14 protein-coding genes, 1 tRNA gene and 3 rRNA genes are annotated in these 25,571 nt (G+C 67.6%); 14 read left to right on the top strand and 4 right to left on the bottom strand.

The genetic code is table 11. From position 1 onward, the window contains the following. Window positions 1-21: 21 nt before the first annotated feature. Window positions 22-3,987, bottom strand: a complete 3,966-nt coding sequence (gene eccCa, locus OG299_RS12085) for a type VII secretion protein EccCa (RefSeq protein ID WP_266636218.1) — start codon at window positions 3,985-3,987, stop codon at window positions 22-24. Between the two features lie 207 nt (window positions 3,988-4,194). Here eccCa and eccD point away from each other — a divergent pair, with 207 nt between their 5' ends. The 6 genes from eccD (at window position 4,195) to OG299_RS12055 (ending at window position 11,387) form a co-directional block, all read left to right on the top strand. Then, window positions 4,195-5,700, top strand: a complete 1,506-nt coding sequence (gene eccD / locus OG299_RS12080; protein ID WP_327361497.1) for a type VII secretion integral membrane protein EccD — start codon at window positions 4,195-4,197, stop codon at window positions 5,698-5,700. 172 nt (window positions 5,701-5,872) lie between these two features. Then, window positions 5,873-6,160 (top strand): 30S ribosomal protein S15, encoded by a 288-nt coding sequence (gene rpsO, locus OG299_RS12075; protein ID WP_030859744.1) that lies wholly within the window; start codon window positions 5,873-5,875, stop codon window positions 6,158-6,160. A gap of 313 nt (window positions 6,161-6,473) precedes the next feature. Continuing rightward, on the top strand, window positions 6,474-8,696 hold the full coding sequence (locus OG299_RS12070; RefSeq protein ID WP_327364508.1) for a polyribonucleotide nucleotidyltransferase: 2,223 nt from the start codon (window positions 6,474-6,476) through the stop codon (window positions 8,694-8,696). Continuing rightward, window positions 8,693-10,072 (top strand): M16 family metallopeptidase, encoded by a 1,380-nt coding sequence (locus OG299_RS12065; RefSeq protein ID WP_266636213.1) that lies wholly within the window; start codon window positions 8,693-8,695, stop codon window positions 10,070-10,072. The genes OG299_RS12070 and OG299_RS12065 overlap by 4 nt, the downstream gene beginning before the upstream one ends. 81 nt (window positions 10,073-10,153) lie before the next feature. Further along, complete coding sequence (dapB, locus tag OG299_RS12060) at window positions 10,154-10,909, top strand: 4-hydroxy-tetrahydrodipicolinate reductase (RefSeq protein ID WP_266636211.1); 756 nt, start codon at window positions 10,154-10,156, stop codon at window positions 10,907-10,909. 19 nt (window positions 10,910-10,928) lie between these two features. After that, window positions 10,929-11,387 carry a tetratricopeptide repeat protein gene (locus OG299_RS12055; protein ID WP_266636209.1) on the top strand — a complete coding sequence of 153 codons (459 nt, stop codon included), beginning with the start codon at window positions 10,929-10,931 and terminating at the stop codon, window positions 11,385-11,387. An 89-nt stretch (window positions 11,388-11,476) separates the two neighbouring features. Here the strand turns inward: OG299_RS12055 and OG299_RS12050 are convergent, their stop codons facing one another. Next, on the bottom strand, window positions 11,477-12,043 hold the full coding sequence (locus OG299_RS12050) for an SCO5741 family PH domain-containing membrane protein (protein WP_266636207.1): 567 nt from the start codon (window positions 12,041-12,043) through the stop codon (window positions 11,477-11,479). 48 nt (window positions 12,044-12,091) lie between these two features. Continuing rightward, entirely contained in the window at window positions 12,092-12,331 is a 240-nt protein-coding gene (locus OG299_RS12045; protein ID WP_053786194.1) for a hypothetical protein, read from the bottom strand. A 258-nt stretch (window positions 12,332-12,589) separates the two neighbouring features. Between OG299_RS12045 and thyX the strand changes: the two genes are divergently transcribed. The 8 genes from thyX (at window position 12,590) to OG299_RS12005 (ending at window position 22,879) form a co-directional block, all read left to right on the top strand. Next, entirely contained in the window at window positions 12,590-13,330 is a 741-nt protein-coding gene (thyX, locus tag OG299_RS12040) for an FAD-dependent thymidylate synthase (RefSeq protein ID WP_266636204.1), read from the top strand. 248 nt (window positions 13,331-13,578) lie between these two features. Next, window positions 13,579-14,478: a 4-hydroxy-tetrahydrodipicolinate synthase gene (gene dapA, locus OG299_RS12035; RefSeq protein WP_266636202.1), complete on the top strand. Its 900-nt coding sequence runs from the start codon at window positions 13,579-13,581 to the stop codon at window positions 14,476-14,478. Between the two features lie 120 nt (window positions 14,479-14,598). Further along, a complete protein-coding gene (locus OG299_RS12030) occupies window positions 14,599-16,284 on the top strand; it encodes a ribonuclease J (RefSeq protein WP_327361496.1) in 1,686 nt (561 codons plus the stop codon). A 612-nt stretch (window positions 16,285-16,896) separates the two neighbouring features. After that, window positions 16,897-18,421, top strand: a 16S ribosomal RNA gene (locus OG299_RS12025). Between the two features lie 284 nt (window positions 18,422-18,705). Next, window positions 18,706-21,828 (top strand): 23S ribosomal RNA (locus OG299_RS12020). A gap of 77 nt (window positions 21,829-21,905) precedes the next feature. Further along, window positions 21,906-22,022 (top strand): 5S ribosomal RNA (gene rrf, locus OG299_RS12015). Together the 16S, 23S and 5S rRNA genes with 1 tRNA gene alongside form the textbook arrangement of a ribosomal RNA operon. 5 nt (window positions 22,023-22,027) lie before the next feature. Then, a tRNA-Thr gene (locus OG299_RS12010) sits at window positions 22,028-22,103 on the top strand. 173 nt (window positions 22,104-22,276) lie between these two features. Next, window positions 22,277-22,879, top strand: a complete 603-nt coding sequence (locus OG299_RS12005) for an HdeD family acid-resistance protein (protein ID WP_327361495.1) — start codon at window positions 22,277-22,279, stop codon at window positions 22,877-22,879. Here OG299_RS12005 and OG299_RS12000 read toward each other — a convergent pair. Further along, window positions 22,876-25,437 (bottom strand): SpoIIE family protein phosphatase, encoded by a 2,562-nt coding sequence (locus tag OG299_RS12000; RefSeq protein WP_442817586.1) that lies wholly within the window; start codon window positions 25,435-25,437, stop codon window positions 22,876-22,878. The two genes, OG299_RS12005 and OG299_RS12000, sit on opposite strands and share 4 nt — an antisense overlap. Between the last annotated feature and the right edge of the window lie 134 nt (window positions 25,438-25,571).

Here is a 25,571-nt window from a genome sequence, read left to right as displayed (position 1 = left end):
GTCGGCGCTCGTCGTGCGGTCCTACATTCCCGGCAGGCGGCCCAGCTGGACCAGGGACGTGCCGCGCTTGCGCGAGGAGAAGTACGCGCGGCCCGGGGGCATCGGACGGGGGCGTACGTTGCCGATCAGGTCGCCCTCGGACGGGTCGCCCGACAGCACCACGCCCTGCGCGCCGAGCTCCTTGAATCGCTGCATGAACGGCTCGTACAGCGAACGCGAGGCGCCCGCCGAGTTGCGCGCGATGATGAAGCGGACGCCCGTGTCGCGGGCGAACGGCAGGTACTCCACCAGCGGGGCCAGCGGATTGCCCTGGCTGGTGGCCACCAGGTCGTAGTCGTCGATGACGATGAACACGTCCGGGCCCGTCCACCAGCTGCGGTCGCGCAGCTGCTGCGGAGTGACGTCGGTCGGCGGCTGCCGCCGGGAGAACACCCCGCCCAGCGCCTCCATGTGCGTCTGCAGCGAGCTCGCCATCGGCGCGTACTCCAGCAGGTGCTCCTCCGGCAGCGCACCGAGCAGGCTGCGCCGGTAGTCGCCGACGACGAGGCGCGCCTGGTCCGGGGTGTACCGCTCCGCGATCTGCTGGCAGATCAGCCGCAGCAGGTTCGTCTTGCCGGACTCGCTCTCGCCGAACACGAGGAAGAACGGGTCGCTCTCGAAGTCGACGAACACCGGCTCCAGGTCCGTCTCGTCGATGCCGATGGCCAGCCCGCGGCCGGGGTTGTCCCCGCCCCGGGGCAGCTGGTCGGCGTGCAGCAGGCGCGGCAGCAGCCGTACGCCGGGAGCCGCGGCCCCCGCCCAGTTCTGCTTCACCACCGACACGAAGGCGGCCGTGGCCTCCGACAGGTCCTCCGGGTCGTGCGCGCCGTCGATCCGCGGCAGCGCGCCGAGGAAGTGCAGCTTCTCCGCGACCTGTCCGCGGCCCGGCATCCCCGTCGGGACGTTCGCCGCGACCTTGCGGTCGAACTCGGAGTCCATGACGTCGCCGAGCCGCAGCTCCAGCCGGTTCAGCATCTGGTCCTTGAGCGCGGCGCGCACCTCCATGTACCGCGCCGCCGTGATCACCACGTGGATGCCGTAGCCCAGACCGCGCGAGGCGATGTCCGTGACCACCGACTCCAGGCCCTCGTACTCGGTCCGGAAGCCGCCCCAGCCGTCGATGACGAGGAACACGTCGCCCCACGCCTCGCCGGGCAGCTCGCCCGCCGCGCGCCGCCGCCGGTACGTTCCGATGGAGTCGATGTTGTTCGAGCGGAAGAACTCCTCGCGGCGGTTGAGGATGCCGCCCACCTCCGCGACCGTACGCCGCACCCGCTCCGGGTCCAGGCGCGAGGCGATCCCGCCGACGTGCGGCAGCTCGGCGATCGACGACATGCTGCCGCCACCGAAGTCCAGCCCGTAGAACTGCACCTCGCGCGGCGTGTGCGTCAGCGCGAACGAGGAGATCAGCGTCCGCATCAGCGTCGACTTGCCCGACTGCGGACCGCCGACCACCATCATGTGGCCCGCCGCACCCGAGAAGTCCCGGTACAGCACCTCGCGGCGCTGCTCGAACGGCTTGTCGATGAGGCCCAGCGGTACGACGAGCCCGCCGGGCCGCGTGTACCCGTCCGCGTGCAGGCCCCGCTCCGCCGAAGGCGCCAGCGCCGGCAGCAGCTGGTCCAGCGGCGGGGCCTGGTCGAGCGGCGGCAGCCACACCTGGTGCGCCGGCACGCCCTGGCCCTCGAGCCGGGCCACGATCACGTCCAGCACCGTGTCCGCGAGCGCGTCGTCCTCCCGCTGCGACTGCGCCGCCAGGTACGCGGGGTCCGGCGCCGCGTACACGACCGGCACCGGCGTCGCCGTGAACAGCGCGGGACGCCGTTCCACCGGGAACAGGCCCACCGACAGGTCCGCCCCGCCCGAGCGGTAGGTGCCCGAGACGTACGCCGCCTTGAACCGCGTCATCTCGTCCGTACCGAACTTCAGGTAGCCCGAACCCGGCACCGACGGCAGGTGGTACGCGTCCGGGACGCCGATCGCGGTCCGCGACTCCGCCGCCGAGAAGGTCCGCAGACCGATCCGGTACGACAGGTACGTGTCCAGCCCGCGCAGCTTGCCCTCCTCCAGGCGCTGCGAGGCCAGCAGCAGGTGCACGCCCAGCGAGCGGCCGATGCGGCCGATCTGGATGAACATGTCGATGAAGTCGGGCTTCGCGGTCAGCAGCTCGCTGAACTCGTCGATGACCAGCACCAGAGAGGCCAGCGGCTCCAGCGGGGCACCCGCCGCGCGCGCCTTCTCGTAGTCGTGGATGTTCGCGTAGTTGCCCGCCGAGCGCAGCAGCTCCTGCCGGCGCTGCAGCTCACCGCGGATCGAGTCGCCCATGCGGTCCACGAGCGTGAGGTCGTCCGCCAGGTTGGTGATGACCGCGGCCACGTGCGGCATCTGCCCCATGCCCGTGAAGGTCGCACCGCCCTTGAAGTCCGCGAGGACGAAGTTCAGCGTCTCCGAGGTGTGCGTGACCGCCAGGCCCAGCACCAGCGTGCGCAGCAGCTCCGACTTGCCGGAACCGGTCGCACCCACGCACAGGCCGTGCGGGCCCATGCCCTCCTGCGCGGCCTCCTTGAGGTCCAGCATGACCGGCGCGCCGTCCTCGCCGACACCGATCGGCACGCGCAGCCGCTCACCGGCCGAGCGCGGACGCCAGGTACGGGCCACGTCGATCGAGGCCGCGTCGCCCAGGTTCAGCAGATCCGTGAAGTCCAGGTTGGCCAGCAGCGGTTCGTCGTCGTCCCCGCCACCGGTGCGCAGCGGTGCCAGCTGCCGCGCGAGCGCCTCCGCCGCGGGCAGCGACAGCGTGTCCGGTACGCCCTCGTACGCGATCCCCGCGCCCGACTCCAGGCGCAGCCGGCCCGGCCGCACGACGACCGACAGCCCGCCGCGCGGCTCGTCCAGCTCGCCCGCGACCACCTCGACGATGGTCACGCCCTGCAGCCCCTCGGCCGCCGCCAACGCCGAGTCCGGCGGCACCAGGCCGCCCCGGGAGTTGGCGTCCAGTACGACGACCAGGTGCGGCTGGTCCAGCACCGGGGACACGTCCCGGCTGAACCGCGGCCGCCCCTCCAGGCGCGGCGCCAGCAGCGCCTCCACCTCGGCCAGGTCATCGCTGAACAGCCGCTTCGTACCGGCCCCGTCGACCTGCCCGGGGACCTGCGTGTGCGGCAGCCACTTCGTCCAGTCCCACGCGGGCGCCGCGCCGGGCGCGGCCACCACGGCCACCACCAGGTCCTCGGGGGAGTGCAGCGTCGTCAGCTGCGCCACCAGCGCCCGTGCCGCCCCGCGCGCCGACTCCGGCTCGCCGGACACCGTCACGTGGTAGAACGCCCGCAGCGAGACCGCCACCGGTAGCCCGTCCAGCGAGGAGTGCACCTTCAGGAAGCGCTGCATCGCGCCCGCCGTCAGCGGCTCCAGCTCGTCCACGGGCGCCGTGTCCGGCGCCACCAGCGCAGTCGCGAGGCGCTGCGCGCCCAGCCCGAGCCGGGCCTGGCCGAAGTCCTCGTCGCCGACGCGCCGCTCCCACAGCCGCGAACCCTCGGCCACCACCGACCACAACTGCTCGGGCGCCGGGTGCAGATACAGCTGCGCGTCACGCTGCGCCCGTGCGGTCCTGCGGACCTGACGGCGGGTCTGCGCAAGATATTTCAGGTAGTCCCGGCGCACATCGGCCATTTGCCCCTGCGTACCGCGCCGGTGGCGCACCAGCTGGGAGAGGACCATGCCCACCGTGGACACCAGCATCAACACACCCATGATGCGCATGAAGGGCGCCGCACCCGGCATGAAGAAGAAGACGACCGACGAGCCCATGCCGAGCATCGGCAGGAGCTGCATCAGCATGCCCTCCTGCTGCCCGCGGGGAAGCTCCGGCGGAGCCTCCAGTCTCAGCTCGTCCGAAGGAACTTCGGGCGGCAAGGACCGCGGCGGGCGTTTGACGACGATCTGACTCACCGGAGCATCAATCCCTCGAAAACGGACGGGACGTCGCAACCGGCGCCCCCAAGTCCCGGGCGCGAAGGGGGTCTCCCCTGCGCGACGGTGATCCTACTTGCCGACAGTCACTCATACTCCCGGTAGGGTGGCCCGCGCAGTATGCGCATCCGCGAATCCAAGGCGAGAGCCCATGCACCCGCTTCGCCAACCAGGGGGGTCACACAGGTGAGTACGGCCGCAACGACGGGCTTCTGCAGGGTCACCGTCGTGGCTCCCGACAGCCGCATCGACGTCGCTCTTCCCGAGGACATCGCCGTCGCCGACGTCTATCCCGAACTCCTGCGCCTCACCGGCCAGACCCAGCCCGTCGGCGCCCCCACCGGATTCCACCTGGTCCGGCGCGACGGCACCGTCCTCGACGGCGCCCGCACCCTCGCCGCCCAGCAGGTCCTCGACGGCGAGGTGCTGAGCCTGCGCCCGTTCGCCGAGTCGCTGCCGCCGGCCGTGTTCGACGACGTCTCCGACGCCGTCGCCTCCGCCGTCGTCCGCGACCGCCACCTCTGGAGCGACGACATGCTGCGCGGCGCGGGCCTGGCCGGCGCCGCGCTGCTGCTCGTCCTGCTCGGCTTCGTCCTCTGGTACGCCGACCCGGTCCGCCACGACATGCACGGCCTGCCCGGCATCGTCGCCGGCGCCGTGGGCGTGCTCCTGACCGCCGCCGCCGGAGTGCGCGCCCGGGTCTACCGCGACCGCGGCTCCGCCGTCGCCCTCGGCCTCGGCGCCCTCCCGATCCTGCTGATCGCCGGCTCCGGCATCATCGCCGCCGGCGCCGGCGAGGGACCCGGCCGGCTGCAGTTCCTGCTCGGGTGCGTCTGCGTCCTGGTCGCCTCCGTGGCCCTGGTCGCGCTCACCCCCAACGGGGACGCCCCCTTCGTCGCGGCCACCTTCCTCGCCACCACCGGCACCCTGGCCACGTTCGTCGCCATCGTCACCGAGGCCTCCGCCACCGCGACCGCCGCCGTCTGCGCGCCCGTGGCCATCGGCCTCGTCGCCTTCCTGCCCGGCCTCTCCGCCCGCTTCGCCCGGCTGCCCATCGGCTACGCCGCCCCGCAGAGCGCCGTGGAGAGCTACGAGACCCCGGACCGCTACGAGACCGAGCCGTACGGCGACCCTTCCGCCGCCGAGCAGCACGACACGGGCGCCCCGCTCGACGCCGAGGCCATCGCCACCCAGGCCCGCCGCGGCCACGAGATGCTCCTCGGCCTGGTCGGCGGCTGCGCCGCGGTCGTCGTCGGCTCCGCCGCCGTGCTCGGCTTCTCCGACAACACCTGGGGCCGGCTGCTGGCCCTCACCACCGGGCTGGCCATGCTGCTGCGCGCCCGCCTCTTCCGCTACACCTCCCAGGTCGTGTGCACCCTGGTCGCCGGCCTGGCCGCCATCGGGCTGCTGATCCTGGGCCTGGCCCTGCACCCGCCGGCCGACCTGGTCCGGGAGCTCGTCCAGTACCACGACCGCGGCGGCCTGGACCTCCGTACGATCTGGCTCTCCGCAGCCGTCGCCGCCGGCGCGGCCCTCCTCGCGGGAATTGCGCTTGTCATCCCGCGCAAGGGCCTGTCACCCTTCTGGGGACGGCTGCTCGACCTCACCGAGGCGGCAGTACTGCTCAGTCTTGTCCCGCTGGCCCTCGCCGTGCTGGACGTGTACGCCCGGGCCCGCGCTCTCACCAGCTGAGACAGGGGACGTGCGGCAGCCTGGTACGCTGTGTGACGGCCGTTTGTGTACGCGCCCCCGGAACCCTCTGGAGGCTGCGCTCAGCGGACCCCGCCTCCCGAGTTACGGAAGATCCCCAGAGAATTCGACCTGGGGCACTCGGTGGCCACGAAGACCTATACGAGGAGTACGCGTGTCGCTCGACGCCGCTACGAAGAAGCAGATCATCGCCGAGTTTGGTGCCAAGGAGGGCGACACCGGCTCCCCCGAGGTCCAGGTCGCGATGCTCTCCAAGCGCATCTCGGACCTGACCGAGCACCTCAAGACCCACAAGCACGACCACCACTCCCGTCGTGGTCTGCTGATCCTGGTCGGCCAGCGTCGCCGCCTGCTGCAGTACCTGGCCAAGAAGGACATCCAGCGCTTCCGCGCGCTGGTCGAGCGCCTCGGCATCCGCCGCGGTGCGGCCGGCGTCAAGTAAAGACGCTGTGAAGGGAGCGGTTCCCACACTGAGGGGGCCGCTCCCTTTGCTGTACGTGCAGTCGCTCTACGTGCGGGACGTACCGGACGCTTTGTAGTCTGGACGCACGTGCACGGCGAACCACGTGCACAACTGAAGAGGAGGAGCGCCCTCCCTACGCCGCCGGTCCTCGGTAGTGGTACCCGGAGAGCCCCAGGGGCTCCGGACCGGGTACTTCGATCGAAGACCGGCCCGCACGCAAGGAGCGCTTCTCCGCAACCGTCCGCAGCCACACGGGCAGCGGACGGAGACGACGAAAATGGAGAAAACGCTAGTGGAGAACGAGACCCACTACGCCGAGGCCGTCATTGACAACGGTTCCTTCGGCACCCGCACCATCCGCTTCGAGACGGGCCGTCTGGCCCGCCAGGCCGCCGGCTCCGCCGTTGCCTACCTGGACGACGACACGATGGTGCTTTCCGCCACCACCGCGTCGAAGAAGCCCAAGGACCAGCTCGACTTCTTCCCCCTGACGGTGGACGTCGAGGAGCGCCAGTACGCGGCCGGCAAGATCCCCGGATCCTTCTTCCGCCGCGAGGGCCGCCCCTCCGAGGACGCGATCCTCACCTGCCGCCTGATCGACCGCCCGCTGCGCCCGTCCTTCAAGAAGGGCCTGCGCAACGAGATCCAGGTCGTCGCCACGATCATGGCGCTCAACCCGGACCACCTGTACGACGTCGTCGCGATCAACGCCGCGTCCGCGTCCACCCAGCTGGCCGGTCTGCCCTTCTCCGGCCCGATCGGCGGCGTCCGCGTCGCGCTGATCCGCGGCCAGTGGGTGGCCTTCCCGACGCACACCGAGCTCGAGGACGCCGTCTTCGACATGGTCGTCGCGGGCCGCGTCCTGGACGACGGCGACGTCGCGATCATGATGGTCGAGGCCGAGGCCACCGAGAAGACCATCACCCTGGTCAAGGACGGCGCCGACGCCCCGACCGAGGAGATCGTCGCCTCCGGTCTGGACGCCGCGAAGCCCTTCATCAAGGCCCTTTGCAAGGCCCAGGCCGACCTGGCCGCCAAGGCCGCCAAGCCCGAGGGCGAGTTCCCGGTCTTCCTGGACTACCAGGACGACGTGTACGAGGCCCTCGCGGCCGCCGTCAAGGGCGAGCTCTCCCAGGCGCTGACCATCGCGGGCAAGCAGGACCGCGAGGCCGAGCTGGACCGCGTCAAGGAGATCGCCGCCGAGAAGCTCCTCCCGGCCTTCGAGGGCCGCGAGAAGGAGATCTCCGCCGCCTACCGCAGCCTGACCAAGGCCCTGGTGCGCGAGCGCGTCATCAAGGACAAGGTCCGCATCGACGGCCGCGGCGTCACGGACATCCGTACGCTGGCCGCCGAGGTCGAGGCCATCCCGCGCGTGCACGGCTCGGCGCTGTTCGAGCGTGGCGAGACCCAGATCCTGGGCGTCACCACCCTGAACATGCTCCGCATGGAGCAGCAGCTGGACACCCTCTCCCCGGTGACCCGCAAGCGCTACATGCACAACTACAACTTCCCGCCGTACTCCGTCGGTGAGACCGGCCGCGTGGGCTCGCCCAAGCGCCGCGAGATCGGCCACGGCGCGCTCGCCGAGCGCGCCATCGTGCCGGTCCTCCCGACCCGCGAGGAGTTCCCGTACGCGATCCGCCAGGTGTCCGAGGCCCTCGGCTCCAACGGTTCGACGTCCATGGGCTCGGTCTGCGCCTCCACCATGTCGCTGCTGAACGCCGGTGTGCCCCTCAAGGCCCCCGTCGCCGGTATCGCCATGGGCCTGATCTCCCAGGAGATCGACGGCAAGACGCACTACGTCGCCCTCACCGACATCCTCGGTGCGGAGGACGCCTTCGGCGACATGGACTTCAAGGTCGCCGGCACCAAGGAGTTCGTCACCGCGCTCCAGCTGGACACCAAGCTCGACGGCATCCCGGCCTCCGTCCTGGCCGCCGCCCTCAAGCAGGCCCGCGACGCCCGCCTCCACATCCTCGACGTGATGATGGAAGCGATCGACACGCCGGACGCGATGTCCCCGTTCGCCCCGCGGATCATCACCGTCAAGATCCCGGTGGACAAGATCGGTGAGGTCATCGGCCCCAAGGGCAAGATGATCAACCAGATCCAGGAGGACACCGGCGCCGAGATCACGATCGAGGACGACGGCACCATCTACATCGGTGCCTCCGACGGCCCGGCAGCCGAGGCCGCCCGCGCCACGATCAACCAGATCGCCAACCCGACCATGCCGGAGGTCGGCGAGCGCTACCTGGGTACGGTCGTCAAGACCACCACCTTCGGTGCCTTCGTCTCCCTGATGCCCGGCAAGGACGGCCTGCTGCACATCTCGCAGATCCGCAAGCTCGCCGGTGGCAAGCGCGTGGAGAACGTCGAGGACGTGCTCGCGGTCGGCACCAAGGTCCAGGTCGAGATCGCCGAGATCGACCAGCGCGGCAAGCTCTCCCTGATCCCCGTGATCGACGGCGAGGCCGCCGGTGACGACGCTGACAAGGACGACTCCGACAAGTGACGTCGCGTAGTTCCCGTGTGACGGCCCGCCCCTCTTCGGAGGGGCGGGCCGTCGCCCGTACCCAAACCCTCCTCAAGGGCGAGAACGGCATCGGCACCGTCCGGCGCACCGTCCTCCCCGGCGGACTGCGCATCGTCACCGAGACGCTGCCCTCGGTCCGCTCCGCCACCTTCGGCATCTGGGCGCACGTGGGCTCCCGCGACGAGACGCCCACGCTCAACGGTGCCACGCACTACCTCGAGCACCTCCTCTTCAAGGGCACCGCCCAGCGCAGCGCCCTCGACATCTCCTCCGCGATCGACGCGGTCGGCGGCGAGATGAACGCCTTCACGGCGAAGGAGTACACCTGCTACTACGCACGGGTGCTCGACACCGACCTGCCGCTGGCGATCGACGTCGTCTGCGACATGCTCACCGGCTCGCTGATCCGCGAGGAGGACGTCGACGCCGAGCGCGGGGTCATCCTCGAAGAGATCGCGATGACCGAGGACGACCCGGGCGACTGCGTGCACGACCTGTTCGCGCACACGATGTACGGCGACACCCCGCTGGGCCGCCCCGTCCTCGGCACCGTCGACACGATCAACGCCCTCGGCGCCGACCGGATCCGCCGCTTCTACAAGAAGCACTACGACCCCCGCCACCTGGTGGTGGCCGCGGCCGGCAACGTCGACCACAACAAGGTCGTACGCCAGGTCCGCGCGGCCTTCGAGAAGGCCGGCGCCCTGCGGCACACCGACGCCGAGCCGATCGGCCCGCGCTCCGGAGCCAAGCGCATCCGCACCTCCGGCCGCGTCGACCTGATCAACCGCAAGACCGAGCAGGCCCACGTGGTCCTCGGCATGCCCGGCCTGGCCCGCACCGACGAGCGCCGCTGGGCGCTCGGCGTGCTGAACACGGCCCTCGGCGGCGGCATGTCCTCCCGCCTCTTCCAGGAGGTCCGGGAGAAGCGCGGCCTGGCCTACAGCGTGTACTCGTACACCTCGGGCTTCGCCGACACCGGGCTCTTCGGCGTGTACGCGGGCTGCCGCCCGAACCAGGTCCACGACGTACTGCGGATCTGCCGGGGCGAGCTCGACAAGGTCGTCTCCGAGGGGCTCACCGACGAGGAGATCAAGCGGGCCATCGGCCAGCTGTCCGGCTCCACCGTCCTCGGCCTGGAGGACACCGGCGCGATCATGAACCGCATCGGCAAGAGCGAGCTCTGCTGGGGCGACCAGATGTCGGTCGACGACATGCTGGCCCGGATCGCGGCCGTGACCCCGGACGACGTCCGCTCGGTCGCGCAGGATGTACTGGCCCAGCGGCCGTCGCTCGCGGTGATCGGCCCGCTGAAGGAGAAGCAGGCCGCCCGCCTCGACGAAGCGGTGTCCTGAGACCCCGAGACCCTGGATACCTTGAGGCCGGGCACCGGCCGCCCGCCGGTGCCCGGCCCGTACGACAGGAAGCGAAGAAGCATGAGCAGCAAGCTGCGGGTGGCCGTTCTCGGCGCCCAGGGCCGCATCGGCTCCGAGGCGGTCAAGGCCGTCGAGGCCGCCGAGGACATGGAGCTGGTGGCCGCCCTCGGCCGCGGCGACAAGCTGGAGACGGTGGTCGAGGCCGGCGCGCAGGTCGCGGTCGAGCTGACCACCCCCGCCTCGGTCATGGAGAACCTGGACTTCCTCGTCCGCCACGGGATCCACGGCGTGGTCGGCACCACCGGCTGGACCGAGGAGCGCCTCGCCCAGCTGGACACCTGGCTCGCCGCCTCCCCGCAGACCGGTGTGCTCATCGCCCCGAACTTCTCCATCGGCGCCGTCCTCACCATGAAGTTCGCCGCCCAGGCCGCCCGCTACTTCGAGTCCGTCGAGGTCGTCGAGCTCCACCACCCGAACAAGGTCGACGCCCCCTCCGGCACGGCGACCCGTACGGCGCAGCTCATCGCGGCCGCCCGCGCCGAGGCCGGCTGCGCCCCGCAGCCCGACGCCACCGCCACGGCCCTGGACGGCGCGCGCGGCGCGGACGTCGACGGCGTCCCGGTGCACGCCATCCGCCTGCGCGGCCTGCTGGCCCACCAGGAGGTGCTGCTCGGCGCCGAGGGCGAGACCCTGACGATCCGTCACGACTCCCTGCACCACAGCAGCTTCATGCCGGGCATCCTGCTCGGTGCGCGCCGCGTCGTGCAGCACCCGGGCCTCACGTTCGGCCTGGAAAACTTCCTCGACCTCGGCTGATGAGCAGGCAGTAGTACCCATGCGCGCGAAGATCACTTACTTCCTCACGGCCGCCGTCCTGGTCGTCTACTTCGTCCTGGCCGGCAGCCGGGGCGTGCTGCTGATCCGGCAGGGCACCTGGCTGACGGTGACCTTCGGGGCGGCCGTGCTGATCCTGCCGGTCATCGGCGTCTGGTTCCTCTGGAAGAACACGCAGTTCGTGACGAAGGCGAACCGGCTCGCGACCGAGCTGGAGGCCGAGGGCGGCCTGCCCGTGGACGAGCTGGAGCGGGACGAGTACGGCCGGATCCTGCGGGACTCCGCCGACGAGGTCTTCGCGCGCCGCAAGGCCGAGACGGAGGACGCGCCGGGGGACTGGCGCAGCTGGTTCCGCCTCGCCGTCGCCTACCACGACGCCCGAGACACCCCGCGGGCCCGCAAGGCCATGCAGCGGGCCATCGCCCTGCACGGCGGCCCGGCCCGCCGGCCCGGCCCGTAAGCCCGTAAGACCCGCAGGTAAAACCCCGGAAGCCCGTACAGCCGCCTGAGCGGATCCTGTACGGGCTTCCGGGGCACTGCGCGTCGGTGTCAGGCGGGCACGGCCCGGTACTCGTCGGCCCAGGCCTCGACCATGTCGGCGGCCCGGTCGAAGGCCTCGGTCCGCGACAGGAAATCGGCGTTGTGGTCGGTCAGCAGCACCGGCAGCTCCGCGCCGTCGCGCGCGGCCGCCGTCAGGGCCTGCCCCTGGACGGTCCGCGGCAGTCCCAGCCAGCGCACCGGCTGCTGGACCGTGCGGACCTCGGTGATCTCGTCCCAGCCGATCGAGCGGGTCCGGAAGAAGCCGACCCGGCGAAGCCCCGCGGGGCTCACCCAGACGCCCGCCATGAGCAAGCGCAGCGCCGACCCGATCACGCCGAGCGCGGCGGCCACACAGACACCGGCACCGGCCCAGGCACCCGCGAACGCGATGATCATCGTGGCGAGCAGCATGAACGCGGCCAGCAGGAGCAGCAGGGCGGCGCCGGCCACCCGCCAGGGCCCGGGCCGGTACGGCCGGCGCCAGCGGTCGGGGTCCTCGTGGGCCAGTACGTCCTCGTCGGCGGTGTCTTCGTGCGCGTCGAACGCGCGGTCGGCCGTCAAGAAGGGCAGGGGCACGGCTGTACCTCACTCACATGCACGTTCGGTTGGGCTGTGCCCGTGAGGCTACCGCCCCTCGGAGGCCTCCGACTGCTGCGACTTGGCGGGCGCCTGGTGGGGCTGCAGTGCGGGCATGCCGAAGAGCAGGGAACCGACGAGCCCCGCCACCACGGTCAGCCCGACCAGACTACGGGCGGCCATCTGGGCCGCACCCAGGCGCTCGCGCGGCGGCGGAGTGACATTGCTGCGGAAACGGTCGGCCTCGGCGACGAAGGCGAACGGGACGGGTTCGCTCCGGCGAAACATAGAGCGACTCTCCTCACGGTCAGGGCCCTGGGGCGGCGGTGGCGGGTGCGTGCGACGTGTACTGGAGAAGACGTACGAGCCGCCGAATCGGTGCCGGAATTCGGGACATTAACCAAATTTTATGGCTGGGCGTCAGCTGAAAGGGTGATGGAGCCGCCGCCGTGGCCTGCGCCCGATCGGCGCGAGAGCTGCGCGGGGAGCCGCCGGCTGCGCCGTAGAGTGGGCGCGCCCCATGTGAGTCGTTCGGAAGGACCCCCGGTGAGCGAGACCGCCGCTTCAGACCTGAAACCCAGCTTCCGCAGTGATGTGACGGTGGAGCTGGTGAAGCACTCCGCCGCCGACTCCGACGTGCTGTGGGCCGCCCGTGTCTCCACGGCCGGCGAGCAGTCGCTCGAGGAGCTCCAGAAGGACCCCGAGCGCTCCAAGGGCCTCATCAACTACCTGATGCGGGACCGCCACGGCAGCCCCTTCGAGCACAACTCGATGACCTTCTTCATCAGCGCCCCGATCTTCGTGTTCCGCGAGTTCATGCGGCACCGCGTCGGCTGGTCGTACAACGAGGAATCGGGCCGCTACAGGGAGCTCGAGCCGGTCTTCTACGTCCCGGACGCCGAGCGCAAGCTCGTCCAGGAGGGCCGTCCGGGCAAGTACGTCTTCGTCGAGGGCACCGCGGCCCAGCAGGAGCTGACGGGGCGGGTCATGGAGGACTCGTACCGTCAGGCCTACGAGGCCTACCAGGAGATGCTGGCCGCGGGCGTGGCCCGCGAGGTTGCCCGTTCGGTCCTGCCGGTCGGACTTTTCTCCTCGATGTACGCCACCTGCAACGCGCGCTCGCTGATGCACTTCCTCGGCCTGCGCACGCAGCACGAGCTCGCGGCCGTCCCCTCCTTCCCGCAGCGGGAGATCGAGATGGTCGGCGAGAAGATGGAGCAGCACTGGGCCGCGCTCATGCCGCTGACGTACGCCGCGTACAACGCCAACGGCCGCGTCGCCCCGTAAGGGTCGGTACGGCCTGATGGGCACGGATGGACCCCTTCCGTACAGATGTACGGAGTCAAGTCCGAAGTGTCCGTATTGCCACGTTTCGTAAAGTTCATCTAGGCTGATCAAACGGACCCGGCACTGCTTGAACCCCCGAGCAGGCAGTGCCGGGATCCAACAGACCTCCCGGCCCGTGCCGGGAGCCACACCCTCTTGACGTCCCCCGAGGGGACAACGTGAGCATGGCAGCGAGTAGCGTGTTACCCATGGCTCCGATCTCGACTCCGCAGACCCCCTTCGGGCGGGTCCTCACCGCCATGATCACGCCCTTCACGGCGGATGGCGCACTCGACCTCGACGGCGCGCAGCAGCTCGCCGTCCACCTGGTGGATGCAGGCAACGACGGCCTGATCATCAACGGGACCACCGGCGAGTCCCCGACCACCACCGACGCGGAGAAAAACGACCTCGTACGAGCCGTCCTCGAAGCGGTCGGCGACCGTGCCCACGTCGTCGCCGGCATCGGCACCAACGACACCCGGCACACCCTCGAGCTGGCCCGCCAGGCCGAGCGCACCGGCGCACACGGCCTGCTCGCGGTGACCCCGTACTACAGCAAGCCGCCGCAGGAAGGCCTCTACCGGCACTTCACGGCGATCGCCGACGCCACCGAGCTCCCGGTGATGCTCTACGACATCCCCGGCCGCAGCGGCGTCCCGATCAACACCGAAACCCTGGTGAGGCTCGCCGAGCACCCCCGTATCGTGGCCAACAAGGACGCCAAGGGCGACCTCGGCCGCGCCAGCTGGGCCATCGCCCAGAGCGGACTCGCCTGGTACTCCGGCGACGACATGCTGAACCTGCCGCTGCTGTCCGTCGGCGCCGTCGGCTTCGTCTCCGTGGTCGGCCACGTGGTCACCCCCGAGCTCCGCGCGATGCTCGAGGCCCACTTGGGCGGCGACGTCCAGAAGGCCACCGAGATCCACCAGAAGCTGCTCCCCGTCTTCACCGGTATGTTCCGCACACAGGGTGTGATCACCACCAAGGGCGCCCTGAACCTGCAGGGCCTGCCCGCGGGCCCGCTGCGGCTCCCGCTGGTCGAGCTGACGGCCGAAGAGACGGCCCAGCTCAAGATCGATCTTGCCGCCGGCGGGGTACAGCTCTGACATCAGGCTTCACAACTGAATAAGCAAGACGAACAAAACAGACGAATGCAAGTGCACGAATGACATGCGCGCCGCGTGCCTTACGACGAGGTACGTGGCGTGTGTGGTGAGGAGATACTTTTGAGCCATCCGCACCCTGAACTCGGCCCGCCGCCGAAGCTCCCCAAGGGCGGCCTCCGGGTCACCCCCCTGGGCGGTCTCGGCGAGATCGGCCGCAACATGACCGTCTTCGAGTTCGACGGCCGCCTGCTGATCGTCGACTGCGGCGTTCTCTTCCCCGAAGAGGAGCAGCCGGGCATCGACCTGATCCTGCCGGACTTCTCGTCCATCCGGGACCGGCTCGACGACATCGAGGGCATCGTCCTCACGCACGGCCACGAGGACCACATCGGCGCCGTCCCCTACCTCCTCCGGGAGAAGCCGGACATCCCGCTGATCGGCTCCAAGCTGACGCTGGCCCTCATCGAGGCCAAGCTCCAGGAGCACCGCATCCGCCCCTACACCCTCGAGGTGAAGGAGGGCGAGCGCGAGAACCTGGGCCCCTTCGACTGCGAGTTCATCGCGGTCAACCACTCCATCCCGGACGCCCTGGCCGTGGCCATCCGTACCGGCGCCGGCATGGTCGTGTGCACCGGTGACTTCAAGATGGACCAGCTCCCGCTGGACAACCGCCTCACCGACCTGCACGCCTTCGCGCGCCTGAGCGAAGAGGGCATCGACCTCCTCCTCTCGGACTCGACGAACGCCGAGGTCCCGGGCTTCGTCCCGCCGGAGCGCGACATCTCCAACGCCATCCGCGGAGTCTTCGCGGGTGCCCAGAAGCGGATCATCGTGGCGTCCTTCGCCAGCCACGTGCACCGCATCCAGCAGATCCTCGACGCCGCCCACGAGTACGGCCGCAGGGTCGCCTTCGTCGGCCGCTCGATGGTCCGCAACATGGGCATCGCCCGTGACCTGGGCTACCTGAAGGTCCCGGCCGGCCTCGTCGTCGACGTCAAGACCCTCGACGACCTGCCGGACGACGAGGTCGTGCTGGTCTGTACGGGCTCCCAGGGCGAGCCGATGGCGGCCCTGTCCCGTATGGCCAACCGTGACCACCAGATCCGGATCGTCCCCGGCGACACCGTGATCCTCGCGTCGTCGCTGATCCCGGGCAACGAGAACGCGGTCTACCGCGTGATCAACGGCCTGACCCGCTGGGGCGCCAACGTCGTGCACAAGGGCAACGCCAAGGTGCACGTCTCGGGCCACGCCTCGGCCGGCGAGCTGCTGTACTTCTACAACATCTGCAAGCCGCGGAACCTGATGCCGGTCCACGGTGAATGGCGCCACCTGCGCGCCAACGCCGAGCTCGGTGCCCTGACGGGTGTCCCGAAGGACCGGATCGTCATCGCCGAGGACGGCGTGGTCGTCGACCTGATCGACGGCAAGGCCCGGATCTCCGGCAAGGTCCAGGCCGGCTACGTGTACGTGGACGGCCTCTCGGTCGGCGACGTCACGGAAGCCCACCTCAAGGACCGCAAGATCCTCGGCGACGAGGGCATCATCTCGGTCTACGTCGTGGTGGACAGCAGCACGGGCAAGGTCGTCAGCGGCCCGAACATCCAGGCCCGCGGCTCCGGCATCGACGACTCGGCCTTCTCCTCGGTCATGCCGAAGATCGAGGAAGCCATCGCCCGCGCCGCGGCCGACGGCGTCGCCGAGCCGCACCAGATCCAGCAGCTCATCCGCCGCACGATGGGCAAGTGGGTCTCGGACGGCTACCGCCGCAGGCCGATGATCCTCCCGGTCGTCGTCGAGGTCTGAGCCTCGCCGTAGCGCCGTCACCGGAGCGGAGCAACCGGATTTGCATCCGGGGGCTCCGCTCCAGTACGTTTACGGCTCCACCTCGCACGGACCCCCGGCACGCACGCGTGCCCGGACGTGTTCGGCGAGCGGGTGGGATTCAAGACCCAGGGAGACCTGATAAAGTCTGATCCGCCCGAAAGGGAAAGGCCCTCCAACGGCCACCGAATTCAAATCCACTCCGGAAACGGAGCGGAAAGAATCTGGTAAGGTTGGAACCGCCGGAAAGGGAAAACGCGAAAGCGAAGGACCTGGAAAGCAAGCGGGACCGACTCTGATAGAGTCGGAAACGCAAGAACGAAGCCCGGAGGAAAGCCCCAGTAAGTGTTACTGAGGGTGAGTACAAAGGAAGCATCCGTTCCTTGAGAACTCAACAGCGTGCCAAAAATCAACGCCAAAAGTTGATACCCCGTCCACTTCGGTGGATGAGGTTCCTTTGAAAAAGACCTGTGAGGTTGCGGTTCGCCGTGATGCTTGCAGGCAATTACACAGCGAGGACGCAGTGGTCAGTCGGTCATATTCCGACATGATTGACCCGCTCTAAGTGCGTGTGCACCCGATTACGGGTAAACATTCATGGAGAGTTTGATCCTGGCTCAGGACGAACGCTGGCGGCGTGCTTAACACATGCAAGTCGAACGATGAAGCCCTTCGGGGTGGATTAGTGGCGAACGGGTGAGTAACACGTGGGCAATCTGCCCTTCACTCTGGGACAAGCCCTGGAAACGGGGTCTAATACCGGATAATACTCCTGCCTGCATGGGCGGGGGTTGAAAGCTCCGGCGGTGAAGGATGAGCCCGCGGCCTATCAGCTTGTTGGTGGGGTAATGGCCCACCAAGGCGACGACGGGTAGCCGGCCTGAGAGGGCGACCGGCCACACTGGGACTGAGACACGGCCCAGACTCCTACGGGAGGCAGCAGTGGGGAATATTGCACAATGGGCGAAAGCCTGATGCAGCGACGCCGCGTGAGGGATGACGGCCTTCGGGTTGTAAACCTCTTTCAGCAGGGAAGAAGCGAAAGTGACGGTACCTGCAGAAGAAGCGCCGGCTAACTACGTGCCAGCAGCCGCGGTAATACGTAGGGCGCAAGCGTTGTCCGGAATTATTGGGCGTAAAGAGCTCGTAGGCGGCTTGTCACGTCGGATGTGAAAGCCCGAGGCTTAACCTCGGGTCTGCATTCGATACGGGCTAGCTAGAGTGTGGTAGGGGAGATCGGAATTCCTGGTGTAGCGGTGAAATGCGCAGATATCAGGAGGAACACCGGTGGCGAAGGCGGATCTCTGGGCCATTACTGACGCTGAGGAGCGAAAGCGTGGGGAGCGAACAGGATTAGATACCCTGGTAGTCCACGCCGTAAACGTTGGGAACTAGGTGTTGGCGACATTCCACGTCGTCGGTGCCGCAGCTAACGCATTAAGTTCCCCGCCTGGGGAGTACGGCCGCAAGGCTAAAACTCAAAGGAATTGACGGGGGCCCGCACAAGCAGCGGAGCATGTGGCTTAATTCGACGCAACGCGAAGAACCTTACCAAGGCTTGACATATACCGGAAAGCATTAGAGATAGTGCCCCCCTTGTGGTCGGTATACAGGTGGTGCATGGCTGTCGTCAGCTCGTGTCGTGAGATGTTGGGTTAAGTCCCGCAACGAGCGCAACCCTTGTCCTGTGTTGCCAGCATGCCCTTCGGGGTGATGGGGACTCACAGGAGACCGCCGGGGTCAACTCGGAGGAAGGTGGGGACGACGTCAAGTCATCATGCCCCTTATGTCTTGGGCTGCACACGTGCTACAATGGCCGGTACAATGAGCTGCGATACCGTGAGGTGGAGCGAATCTCAAAAAGCCGGTCTCAGTTCGGATTGGGGTCTGCAACTCGACCCCATGAAGTCGGAGTTGCTAGTAATCGCAGATCAGCATTGCTGCGGTGAATACGTTCCCGGGCCTTGTACACACCGCCCGTCACGTCACGAAAGTCGGTAACACCCGAAGCCGGTGGCCCAACCCGTAAGGGAGGGAGCTGTCGAAGGTGGGACTGGCGATTGGGACGAAGTCGTAACAAGGTAGCCGTACCGGAAGGTGCGGCTGGATCACCTCCTTTCTAAGGAGCACAGTACCGATTGCAGACAAACGTTCTGCACGGTCAGCTCATGGGTGGAACGTTGATTAGTTGGCACCAGACGGTCTGATGGTTCTCGAGTACTGCTTCGGCGTGGAAAGAGGAGACGGATGACTGACTGGTGCTTGGCACGTTGTTGGGTCCTGAAGGTACGGCCGTAAGGTCATGTCTTCAGTGCCGGCCCCAGTGAACTCGCCAGCTTGTCTGGTGGGGTGATGGGTGGCTGGTCGTTGTTTGAGAACTACACAGTGGACGCGAGCATCTGTGGCCAAGTTTTTAAGGGCGCACGGTGGATGCCTTGGCACCAGGAACCGATGAAGGACGTGAGAGGCCGCGATAGGCCCCGGGGAGCTGCCAACTGAGCTTTGATCCGGGGGTGTCCGAATGGGGAAACCCGGCAGTCGTCATGGGCTGTCACCCACTGCTGAACACATAGGCAGTGTGGAGGGAACGAGGGGAAGTGAAACATCTCAGTACCCTCAGGAAGAGAAAACAACCGTGATTCCGGGAGTAGTGGCGAGCGAAACCGGATGAGGCCAAACCGTATGCGTGTGATACCCGGCAGGGGTTGCGCATGCGGGGTTGTGGGAATTCTTTTGATCGGTCTGCCGGCCGGTCGGCGAGTCAGAAACCGTTGATGTAGTCGAAGGACATGCGAAAGGTCCGGCGTAGAGGGTAAGACCCCCGTAGACGAAACATCAGCGGCTTGCTTAAGAATCTCCCAAGTAGCACGGGGCCCGAGAAATCCCGTGTGAATCTGGCGGGACCACCCGCTAAGCCTAAATATTCCCTGGTGACCGATAGCGGATAGTACCGTGAGGGAATGGTGAAAAGTACCGCGGGAGCGGAGTGAAATAGTACCTGAAACCGTGTGCCTACAAGCCGTGGGAGCGTCGCTGTATGCGCTTGCACATACAGTCGTGACTGCGTGCCTTTTGAAGAATGAGCCTGCGAGTTAGCGGTGTGTAGCGAGGTTAACCCGTGTGGGGAAGCCGTAGCGAAAGCGAGTCCGAATAGGGCGATTGAGTTGCACGCTCTAGACCCGAAGCGGAGTGATCTAGCCATGGGCAGGTTGAAGCGGAGGTAAGACTTCGTGGAGGACCGAACCCACCAGGGTTGAAAACCTGGGGGATGACCTGTGGTTAGGGGTGAAAGGCCAATCAAACTCCGTGATAGCTGGTTCTCCCCGAAATGCATTTAGGTGCAGCGTCACGTGTTTCTTGCCGGAGGTAGAGCACTGGATAGGCGATGGGCCCTACCGGGTTACTGACCTTAGCCAAACTCCGAATGCCGGTAAGTGAGAGCGTGGCAGTGAGACTGTGGGGGATAAGCTCCATGGTCGAGAGGGAAACAGCCCAGAGCATCGACTAAGGCCCCTAAGCGTACGCTAAGTGGGAAAGGATGTGGAGTCGCAGAGACAACCAGGAGGTTGGCTTAGAAGCAGCCACCCTTGAAAGAGTGCGTAATAGCTCACTGGTCAAGTGATTCCGCGCCGACAATGTAGCGGGGCTCAAGCGTACCGCCGAAGTCGTGTCATTGCAGCAATAGGGCCAACGCCCGCTGTGATGGGTAGGGGAGCGTCGTGTGCCGGGTGAAGCAGCAGCGGAAGCTAGTTGTGGACGGTTCACGAGTGAGAATGCAGGCATGAGTAGCGATACACACGTGAGAAACGTGTGCGCCGATTGACTAAGGGTTCCTGGGTCAAGCTGATCTGCCCAGGGTAAGTCGGGACCTAAGGCGAGGCCGACAGGCGTAGTCGATGGACAACCGGTTGATATTCCGGTACCCGCTTTGAAACGCCCAATATCGAATCAGGCGATGCTAAGTCCGTGAAGCCGTTCCGGACCCTTCGGGGAAAGGAAAGTGGTGGAGCCGACGAACCAGACTTGTAGTAGGTAAGCGATGGGGTGACGCAGGAAGGTAGTCCAGCCCGGGCGGTGGTAGTCCCGGGGTAAGGGTGTAGGCCGAGGGGTAGGCAAATCCGTCCCTCATTAAGGCTGAGACCTGATGCCGAGCCGATTGTGGTGAAGTGGATGATCCTATGCTGTCGAGAAAAGCCTCTAGCGAGTTTCATGGCGGCCCGTACCCTAAACCGACTCAGGTGGTCAGGTAGAGAATACCGAGGCGTTCGGGTGAACTATGGTTAAGGAACTCGGCAAAATGCCCCCGTAACTTCGGGAGAAGGGGGGCCATCACTGGTGATCGGATTTACTCCGTGAGCTGGGGGTGGCCGCAGAGACCAGCGAGAAGCGACTGTTTACTAAAAACACAGGTCCGTGCGAAGCCGTAAGGCGATGTATACGGACTGACGCCTGCCCGGTGCTGGAACGTTAAGGGGACCGGTTAGTGCGCTTTCGGGCGTGCGAAGCTGAGAACTTAAGCGCCAGTAAACGGCGGTGGTAACTATAACCATCCTAAGGTAGCGAAATTCCTTGTCGGGTAAGTTCCGACCTGCACGAATGGCGTAACGACTTCTCGACTGTCTCAACCATAGGCCCGGTGAAATTGCACTACGAGTAAAGATGCTCGTTTCGCGCAGCAGGACGGAAAGACCCCGGGACCTTTACTATAGTTTGATATTGGTGTTCGGTTCGGCTTGTGTAGGATAGGTGGGAGACTTTGAAGCAGCCACGCCAGTGGTTGTGGAGTCGCCGTTGAAATACCACTCTGGTCGTGCTGGATGTCTAACCTCGGTCCGTGATCCGGATCAGGGACAGTGTCTGATGGGTAGTTTAACTGGGGCGGTTGCCTCCCAAAGAGTAACGGAGGCGCCCAAAGGTTCCCTCAGCCTGGTTGGCAATCAGGTGTTGAGTGTAAGTGCACAAGGGAGCTTGACTGTGAGACCGACGGGTCGAGCAGGGACGAAAGTCGGGACTAGTGATCCGGCGGTGGCTTGTGGAAGCGCCGTCGCTCAACGGATAAAAGGTACCCCGGGGATAACAGGCTGATCTTCCCCAAGAGTCCATATCGACGGGATGGTTTGGCACCTCGATGTCGGCTCGTCGCATCCTGGGGCTGGAGTCGGTCCCAAGGGTTGGGCTGTTCGCCCATTAAAGCGGTACGCGAGCTGGGTTTAGAACGTCGTGAGACAGTTCGGTCCCTATCCGCTGTGCGCGTAGGAATATTGAGAAGGGCTGTCCCTAGTACGAGAGGACCGGGACGGACGAACCTCTGGTGTGCCAGTTGTCCTGCCAAGGGCATGGCTGGTTGGCTACGTTCGGGAGGGATAACCGCTGAAAGCATCTAAGCGGGAAGCCTGCTTCAAGATGAGTATTCCCACCTCCTTGAGAGGGTAAGGCTCCCAGTAGACGACTGGGTTGATAGGCCAGATGTGGAAGCCCGGTAACGGGTGGAGCTGACTGGTACTAATAGGCCGAGGGCTTGTCCTCAGTTGCTCGCGTCCACTGTGTTAGTTCTGAAATAACGAACAGCTGTGTTGTCAGCCAGCGTTCAAATTTCATAGTGTTTCGGTGGTCATAGCGTTAGGGAAACGCCCGGTTACATTCCGAACCCGGAAGCTAAGCCTTTCAGCGCCGATGGTACTGCAGGGGGGACCCTGTGGGAGAGTAGGACGCCGCCGAACAACCCGCCCTTTTAGCTCAGTCGGTAGAGCGTCTCCATGGTAAGGAGAAGGTCAACGGTTCGATTCCGTTAAAGGGCTCCAAAGAAAAGGCCCCCGCCTTATGGCGGGGGCCTTTTTGCGTTTCCGGGAGTTGGCCCGTCCGCTGGACGGGCGGGCTGCACCACAACTCTCTAACATGGGCGGCAAGGGTGGACAAGGCATGACCGGCGGCTTCGCGGTGCCCTGAGTGGCGCCCGGCAGGCCTGGGAGGCGTGATGACCGTACCCTTCGACGCGGCACCGCAGCACAAGCAGAGCGACCCCGAAGACGTCCTCAAGCAGGTCGGAAGCACCTGGCTTTGGGCACTCGGCTTCGCCCTCGCGACCCTGATTCCCGGCATCCTGGTACTCGTCTGGCCCGACGAGACGCTGCACATCCTGGCCGTCATCATCGGTCTGCAGCTCCTTGTGGCGGGTGTCTTCCGTTTCGTCAGCGCCTTCTCGCACAGCAGCGACGGCGGCGGCAGACTGGCGGGCGTCCTGGTCTCCATGCTGGCGTTCCTGGCGGGCGTCCTGGTGCTGCGGCATCCGATGCAGACGATCGGCGCGCTGTCCCTGGTCCTCGGGGTGTTCTGGTTGCTGAGCGGAGTGCTCACCGCATACACCGCGATCGCGGACCGTGACCTCCTGCACCGGGGCCTGCTCTTCGGCCTGGGCGTTCTGGGCACCGTCGCCGGAATCGTCGTGCTCTGCTTCCCGGTGGATTCCGCGGTCGCGCTGACACGGCTGCTGGGACTCTGGCTCGTCCTACTGGGCGTGTTCGAAGTGGTGATGGCCTTCGCACTGCGCTCAGCCACCCATCACATGAAGCCCGACTAGTCGCCCTCGCGCTGGTGGGGGACGCGGAAGGCCAGGATCGCCATGTCGTCCGAGGCAGGTTCGGCCGCGAAGCGTTCCACCGCGCGCAGGACGCGGGCGGCGACGGCGCCGGCGGTGAGGCCCGTGCACGTCGTGAGGACCTCGGCGAGGCCGTCGTCGCCCAGCATGCGGGTGCCCTCGCGGCGTTCCGTCACGCCGTCCGTCACGCAGAGGAGGACATCGCCCGGGTCCAGGGTGAGGCTCTGCTCGTAGAGGTCGAGGTCGTCGATCACGCCGAGCAGGGGCTGCGGGTCCGCGGCCGGCGTGACCCGGCCGTCCGGGCGCAGCCGGAGCGGCAGAGGGTGGCCGGCGCAGACGACCTTCATCAGGGCGCCGCCGTCCGGCTGGGGGTGCAGCTCGCCGTACAGGAGGGTGAGGAAGCGGCTGCGGGCGCCCTCGTCGAGGATGGCCGCGTTGAGTCGTTCCAGCACCGCCGGGCCGCCGAGGCCCTCGCGCGCCAGGAGGCGCAGGGCGTGCCGGGCGAGGCCGGTGACGGCGGCCGCCTCGGGGCCCGTACCGCAGACGTCGCCGATGGCGAAGCCGTACGCGCCGTCGCGGATCGGGAAGACGTCGTAGAAGTCGCCGCCCACCTCGTTGCCCTCGCCGGCCGCGCGGTAGATGACCTCGACCTCCATGCCGGGGATGGCGGGGGAGCCGGGCGGGAGCAGGCTGCGTTGCAGGGAGCGGCTGATGGCGGTGCGCTCGGAGTAGAGGCGGGCGTTGTCGAGGGCGAGGGCGGCGCGGCGTGAGAGGTCCTCGGCGAGTTCGAGGATCTCCTGGCGGAAGTGCTCCTCGGACGGCTTGCCGAGGGTGAGCATGCCGATCACACGGTTGCGGGCCAGGAGGGGGAGGACGACGGTCTCCCCTCCGACCGCCGAGGTCGTCGCGGGCCAGGGGCGGGCGCCGGCCTCGCGGACCGGTTCGGGCGGGCTGACACGGGAGAGCAGGGCCTTGAGGCCGTCGATGCGCTCCTCGTCCTCGTGCAGGACGTACGAGAGGTACGGATCGGAGGACTGGTCGGCGATGGTGTAGACGGCGCACCAGGTGGCCAGGGTCGGGACGGTCATCTGGGCCATGAGGGCCAGGGTCTGGTCCCGGTCGAGGGTGCCGGCGAGCAGGTCGGAGGCCTCGACGAGGAAGGACAGGGAGCCGCGGCGCAGGCGTTCCAGCTCGCCGAGGCGGGCGGATTCGACGGCGAGGGCGATGCGGTCCGCGGCGAACTGGAGGCGCAGGGCGTCGGCGTTCGAGTAGCGGCCGGGGTTCTCGGTGGCGACGCCGAGCGAACCGGTGAGCCGGCCCTCGACCTTGAGCGGGACGGTGATCACCGAGCGCATGCCGGTGGCCTCCAGGAGCGGGACGGCTCCGGGGACGGCGGCGAGGTCGTCGTGGACGGCGGGCATGCGGGCGGAGCCGTACCGGTTGGTGCCGGCCTCGACGGGGACGCGGGCGAAGCGCTGGCGGGTGGAGGGGAGCCCGGTCGTGGCGCGGACCTCGAGCTCCGTCTCGTCGTCGGTGGCCAGCAGCAGGAAGGCGGAGTCGGCGTCGAGCATGTCGCGGGCGCGTTCGACGGTGCGCTGGAGGAGTCCGTCGAGGTCGTCGGGGGCGGGGGAGCCGATGAAGACCTCGAAGGGGTCCGCGGGGCGGGGCTCGGTGAGCTGGAGGCTGTCGGCGGGTGCCGCCCGTACGGGGGTCTGGAGCAGGGCCCGCTCGTCGTCGTGGACCAGCAGGCAGACGATGGAGGGCTCTCCGTGGGCATCGCGGACGCGCAGGTGGGAGGCATACACGGGGATCACGCGGCCGTCGGCGCCGCGGATGCCGTAGCTGCCCTCCCAGCGGGACAGGCGCAGGGCCTCGGCGATGCCGGTGCCGGTCCCGGGGGTCTGGGGCCAGGCGGCGAGCTCGGCGAGGGGGCGGCCGAGGACCTTCTCGGCGGAGTAGCCGAAGACGTGCTCGGCGTCCTCGTTCCAGGCGGAGATGGAGTCGGAGGCGTCGATCTGGAGGACGGCGACGCGGACCCGGCTGTCGGCGAGCGGGAGGAGCCGGTCCGGGACGACGGGCCCGGCGGATCGGGTACCGACCGGACGGTCTGGCAGGTCGATCCGGAACCACACGTGCTTGTGGGTGGCGGTGTACTCGACGCCCCAGCGGGTGGCGAGGGCGGCGCAGAGCATCAGCCCGCGGCCGTTCTCGCGGTCGGGGTCGGCGTACGGGCGCTCGCCGGGGTGCTGGAGCGGGAGCTCGCGTTCGGGATACCGGTCGGCGATCTCGACCCGTACGCCGTCGCCGGAGCGCAGGCACAGGACCTCGGCCTTGGTGCCGGCGTGGACGACGGCGTTCGTGACGAGCTCGCTGGTGAGGACCACGGCGTCGTCGACGATGTCCGCGAAGCCCCACCCCTGGAGGGTGTCGCGGACGAACGCTCGGGCCGCGGCGACCGAGCGCCCGAGGGGGTCGAAGCTGGCAGCCGCCCGAGCCGTGATCACGAATCTCCTTCGACGCGGTTGGACATCGGATGCCAGGTTACTTACCTTCGCGGTCGGCTTGGTGCCGTCGTCCGGGATTCCACCCGCAGGGTGCGGCCGGTGTGCGATGGTGCCGAAGTGTTATGGCCGGGTTCGGCCAGGGTGAAACACTGGGCAGGATCGGATAGCCG

This window comes from Streptomyces sp. NBC_01296 (assembly GCF_035984415.1).
GTDB lineage: Bacteria > Actinomycetota > Actinomycetes > Streptomycetales > Streptomycetaceae > Streptomyces.
Note: the sequence above shows the minus strand (reverse complement) of the source record. Positions and strands in the feature narration are given on the sequence as shown.